Origin of the sequence: Nocardia sp. JMUB6875, from assembly GCF_041154655.1 — a bacterium.
Taxonomy (GTDB): Bacteria; Actinomycetota; Actinomycetes; order Mycobacteriales; family Mycobacteriaceae; genus Nocardia.
This window is the reverse complement of record NZ_BAAFGR010000299.1, coordinates 1-5,534: the sequence shown is the minus strand read 5'-3', so window position 1 is coordinate 5,534 and position 5,534 is coordinate 1. Positions and strand designations below refer to the sequence as shown.

Annotated in this window: 5 protein-coding genes; all 5 read left to right on the top strand. The window is 69.1% G+C overall.

The annotated features are described in order from the left end of the window. On the top strand, positions 1–1,224 hold a 1,224-nt coding region (locus tag ACAM49_RS38505), incomplete at its 5' end, for a PucR family transcriptional regulator (protein ID WP_369640453.1). Positions 1,225–1,424: 200 nt separating this feature from the next. Next, complete coding sequence (gene lpdA / locus ACAM49_RS38500) at positions 1,425–2,882, top strand: dihydrolipoyl dehydrogenase (protein ID WP_369640452.1); 1,458 nt, start codon at positions 1,425–1,427, stop codon at positions 2,880–2,882. An 11-nt stretch (positions 2,883–2,893) separates the two neighbouring features. Continuing rightward, the gene (gene pdhA, locus ACAM49_RS38495; protein WP_369640451.1) at positions 2,894–4,012 is read left to right on the top strand and encodes a pyruvate dehydrogenase (acetyl-transferring) E1 component subunit alpha; all 1,119 of its coding nucleotides are present in this window, start codon (positions 2,894–2,896) and stop codon (positions 4,010–4,012) included. A gap of 19 nt (positions 4,013–4,031) precedes the next feature. Continuing rightward, a complete protein-coding gene (locus ACAM49_RS38490; protein ID WP_369640450.1) occupies positions 4,032–5,015 on the top strand; it encodes an alpha-ketoacid dehydrogenase subunit beta in 984 nt (327 codons plus the stop codon). 15 nt (positions 5,016–5,030) lie between these two features. Further along, positions 5,031–5,534 (top strand): biotin/lipoyl-containing protein (locus ACAM49_RS38485; protein WP_369640449.1); only part of this gene is annotated, 504 nt, incomplete at its 3' end.

Genomic DNA, 5,534 nt, shown 5'->3' with positions numbered 1-5,534 from the left:
GGCGGGCGTAGGTTGGGGGGCATGGCGGCTCCCAGGCATCCGGTACCGACGCTCGGTACGCAGCGGCTGGCGGCGGCTTGTCAGGCCGAGGTGCCGGAGCTCACCAAGCGGCTGATGGCGGCCATCGCGACCGATAATCCGGAGTGGACGGATTACACGGCGGTGCCGCGCGCGGATCTGCGGGACGGGTGCAAGCGGTATCTGACGCGGATTCTGGATCTGCTGGGCGGGCTGGAGCCGGATCCCGAGGGGGATGACGTGGCGGCGGCCATCGGCAGGCGGCGGGCCGAGCAGGGCGTGCCGCTGGAGGCGATGCTGCGCACCTTCCGGCTGGGCGGGCAGATCGTGTGGGAGGCGTTGCTGGACAAGGCCGATGACATCGGGCCGAGTGAGATCCGGCAGGTGGGGTCGGTGATGTGGGCGGTGGTCGACGGGATGTCGTCGGCGCTGGTGACCTCGTACCGGACCACCGAGCTGGATCGGGTGCGCAGCGATGAGCGGCGCCGCCATTCGCTGATGGAGGATCTGCTGGCGGGCCGCGCCCACGACGCCACCTTCGCGGCGCGGGCCGGGCGGGACCTGAATCTGCCGCCGAACGGGGCGTATCTGGTGGTCGTGGCGCGGAGTGAGAGCGGGCCGCCGCTGCACATGGGCGCCGAGGCGGCGCTGGGGGTGACCGGGATCCGGTCGGTGTGGCACGACCGGGTGGATTCGACGGTCGGGCTGGTGTCGCTCGAGCATCGGGAGAGTTCGGCTGTGCTGCAACAGCTTCGGCCGCTGATCCGGGGCCGGGCGGGCGTCTCCCCCGCGGTCGCCGGGCTGGCGAGCATCGATACCGGGCACGGTCTGGCGGTGCTCGCGCTGGAGACCGTCTCCGGCGACGAGCAGGGCCTGCTGGTCTCCCTCGACGACCGCTACCCCGAGGCGCTGCTGCTGCGCTCTCCCGATCTCACCGATCTGCTGGTGTCACGCACCCTCGGCCCGGTGCTGGACCTGCCGCCCAAGGAACGCGACATTCTGTTGCGGACCCTGGCCGTCTGGCTGGCCGAGAACTGCTCGGCCGCGAACGCCGCGCCCCGGCTGCACTGCCATCGCAATACGGTCATCAACCGGCTCCAGCGCATCACCATGCTGCTCGGTCGTCCGCTGGAGGGCCAGCGCTCCTACGTGGAGCTTTCTCTCGCCTTGGCCGCTCTGGAACTTCCTGGCGCGACTCACGATTGAGCCTTTTCGGCGCGCCGGAAGAGCCGTCGAACGCCCGCTACCGACGGGTACTAATTGTGCTCAGCGCCCAGTCGATTCCTGTCATATATGGGCTTCCAGTTCCTTGTTTGTGCATTTGGTGACCGACAGACTCGATCGGAATGACCCGCATCACAACCGATAGCGGGTCTGTGAGTACATCGAGATGAGGAGCACCACGAGTGCCGGAATTCGATCTTCTGGTGATCGGCGGCGGCCCGGGCGGTTATGTGGCCGCCATCCGCGCCGCTCAGCGGGGCCTGAATGTTGGCTTGGTGGAGAAGGAACGCGCCGGCGGCGTCTGCCTGAACTGGGGCTGCATCCCGACCAAGGCGATGCTGCGTTCCGCCGAGGTCTTCCACACCCTGCAGGCCGCGGCCGACTTCGGCGTCTACGCCGACAATGTCCGCTTCGATTACGCCGCGGTGCGGCAGCGCAAGGACGGCATCGTCAAGGAACTGACCGATGGCGTCGCGGGCCTGCTGAAGGCCAATGGCGTGACGCAGATCGAAGGCCACGCGAAGTTCACCAGCGCGACCACCGTCGAGGTCTTCCAGGCCGGTCCGTCGCCGATCTTCGAGGGCGGCCCGCGTTACGCCGCCGCCCCGACCGCGACCTCCGTGCGCACCATCAGCGCCACCGACATCATCGTCGCGACCGGTTCGGTCCCGGCCGTCCTCCCGATCCCGGGCGCGGACCTGCCCGGCGTGATCACCTCCGACGGCGCGTTCGGCCTCACCGAGGTCCCCAAGCGGCTGGTCGTCATCGGCGGCAGCGCGGTGGGCGCGGAGTGGGCCAACCTGTTCCACGAATTCGGCGCGGACGTCACCGTGGTGGAGATGCAGGATCGCCTGGTTCCGTTGGAGGACAAGGAGATCGGCAACGCCCTGGTGCGCTCGTTCACCAAGCGCGGCATCAAGGTGCTGACCGGAGCGACCGTCACCGGGATCGCCGAGGCCGGTAACGGCCTGTCGGTCACCGTCGGCGGCGCGAAGCCGCAGGAACTGCCCGCGGACGTGGTGCTGGTCGGCGTCGGCCGCCGCCCCAATACCGCCGAGCTGGGCCTCGAGATCGCCGGAATCGAAACGGACGCACGCGGTTTCATCCCGGTCGATGAGCACCTGCGCACCGGCGTCGAGCACGTCTACGCCATCGGCGATGTCACCGGCAAGGCGCTGCTCGCGCACGTCGCCTCGCATCAGGGTCTGGTCGCCTCCGACACCATCGCGGGCCACGCGGCGCACATCGACTACAACGTCATCCCGGCCGCGACCTTCACCCACCCGGAGATCGCCAGCGTCGGTCTGACCGAGGACGCCGCGAAGGCCGCCGGCCACGAGATCATCACGGCCAAGTTCCCGTTCGCGGCGCTGGGCCGGGCGAAGTCCTTCGGCGATCAGGAGGGCTTCCTGAAGATCGTCGCCGGGGCCAAGCACAAGGAAGTTCTGGGCGTGCACATCATCGGCCTGTCGGCAAGCGATCTGATCACCGAAGGGGCCCTGGCGATCTCGCTGGAGGCGACCCTCGACGAGCTGGCCGAGACCATCCACGCCCACCCCACCCTCGGCGAGATCGGTATGGAGGCCGCCCTGGTCGGGCTGGGCCTGCCGGTTCACGTCGCGCCGCCCCGGAAGCGTTGAGGAGTTCCATCGTGACCACGACCACCGCTGCGCCGCGCAAGTCGGCGCGCAAGGCCGCCAAGGCTGACGTATCCGTGCCCGACACCGCCGAAAACCTGCTCGGCGGACCGGATTTCGGCGGCGCGGACGCCAACGACCTGCTCGGTCTCTACACCGACATGCTGTTCATCCGCCGCTTCGAGGAGCGCACCGCGCAGGCGTACCAGCAGGCCAAGATCGGCGGCTACTGCCACCTGAACCTGGGTGAGGAAGCCACCGTCGTCGGTGTCGGCAAGGCCATGCGCCCCACCGACTACCTGTTCACCAACTACCGCGAGCACGGTTACGCGCTGGCCAAGGGCATCGAGCCCGGTCGCGTCATGGCCGAGCTGTACGGCCGCTCCACCGGCACCTCCAAGGGCTGGGGCGGGTCGATGCACATGTACGACACCCAGACCCGCCTGCTCGGCGGTTACGCCATCGTCGGCGGCCAGGTTCCCCTCGCCATCGGCGCGGCGCTGGCCATCGACTACCGCGGCGGCGATGACGTCGTGGTGTGCCAGATGGGTGAGGGCACCACCAACATCGGCGCCTTCCACGAGTCGCTGAACATCGCGGCGCTGTGGAATCTGCCCGTCGTGTTCCTGGTGATCAACAACCAGACCGGCATGGGCACCACCGTCGAGAAGTCCTCGGCCGAACCGGATCTGTGGAAGCGCGCCTCCTCCTACCGCATGCGCGGTGAGCGCGTGGACGGCACCGATGTGCTTGCCGTGCGCGAGGTCGCCTCCGACCTCATCGAGACCGCCCGCCGCGAGGGCAAGCCCGCGCTGCTCGAGGCCGTCTCCTACCGGCTCAAGGGCCACTCGGTCGTCGACCCGGCCAAGTACCGCACCGAGGACGCGGTCTCCACCGCCGTCGAGCACGACCCGATCGTGTTGTGGCACAACCGCCTGCTCGAGGCCGGTGTGCTGAGCGAGGAGTCGGCCGCCGCCATCGAGGCCGATGTGAAGGACCGCGTCCGCGCGGCCGTCGATTTCGCCGACGCGTCCCCGCACCCGGACCCGGCCACCCTGTTCGATTACAACTACGCGACCCCGGTCGCGGGCGATTCCCATCGCCTGCCCGGCGATCCGCTCTTCACCGCATAAGGACATCACCGTGGCTGTCATGACCTACCGTGAAGCGCTGCGCGAGACCCTCCGCGAGGAGATGCAGCGCGACGACGATGTCTTCCTCATCGGAGAAGAAATCGGCGTTTTCGAGGGCTCCTACAAGATCACCGCCGGCCTGCTGAAGGAATTCGGCGAGAAGCGGGTGCGCGACACCCCGATCGCCGAAGAGGGTTTCGTGGGCGCGGCCATCGGCGCCGCCATGCTGGGCCTGCGCCCGGTCGTCGAGCTCATGACGATCAACTTCTCGCTGCTGGCGCTGGATCAGATCGTCAACCACGCCGCCAAGATCTACGGCATGTTCGGTGGTCAGACCTCCGTGCCGATGGTCATCCGCACCCCCGGTGGCGGCGGCCAGCAGCTCGGCGCGACGCACTCGCAGAACATCGAGCTGTACTACGCATTCGTGCCCGGCCTCAAGGTCGTCGCGCCCAGCACCCCCGCCGACGCGCGGGCGCTGCTGAAGGCCGCCATCGAGGACGACGACCCGGTGCTGTTCCTGGAGAACCTCTCGCTCTACAACACCAAGGGCGAAGTGCCGGACGACCTTCCGGCCGCCGAGCTGGGCAAGGCCGCGGTCACCCGCGAGGGCACCGACATCACGCTGATCGGCTACTCGCGCATGGCTACCGTGTGCACCCAGGTCGCCGAAAAGCTTGCCGCCGAGGGCATCTCGGCCGAGGTCGTGGACCTGCGCAGCCTGCGCCCACTGGACCGCGACACCATTGTCGCCTCGGCCAAGAAGACCGGCGCCGTCGTGATCGGCGAGGACGACTGGCTGACCTACGGCATCGGCGCGGAGGTGGCCGCGTCCATCTCCGACGGCGCGTTCGACTACCTCGACGCCCCCGTGCGCCGCGTGGCCATGGCCGAGGTGCCGCTGCCGTACGCCAAGCCGCTCGAGAAGCTGGCGCTCCCGTCGCCGGACACGCTGTACCGCGCCGCCATCGAAACCCTTGCCGCCGTGGGCAAGCGACGCTGAGAACCGGAAGGAATCATGTCTGAAGTAACCATGCCCCGGCTCTCCGACACCATGGAGGAGGGCATCGTCTCGGCCTGGCTCAAGCAGGTCGGCGACCAGGTCAAAGCGGGCGAGATCCTCGCCGAGATCGAGACCGACAAGGCGCTCATGGAGCTCGAGGCGTACGAGGACGGCGTGCTCGAGCGGATCATCGCCGAGCCGGGTACCACCGTCGCCATCGGTGAGCCGATCGCGTTCCTGGGTGATGGCAGCGGCGCGTCCGCCGCCCCGGCTGCTGCTCCCGCCGCTCCCGCCGCCGCAGCCCCGGCCCCTGCCGCCGCGGCTCCGGCCGCTGCTCCGGCTCCCGCTGCCGCGCAGGCCGTTTCGGCTCCGACCGCCGGAACCGGCAGCGCCCCCGCGGTTTCCGCCGACGGCGAGCGCAAGCGGACTTCTCCGCTTGCCCGCAAGGTCGCCAAGGAGCTCGGCGTCGATATCAACACGGTGAGCGGCACCGGCCCCAACGGCCGCGTCACCAAGCAG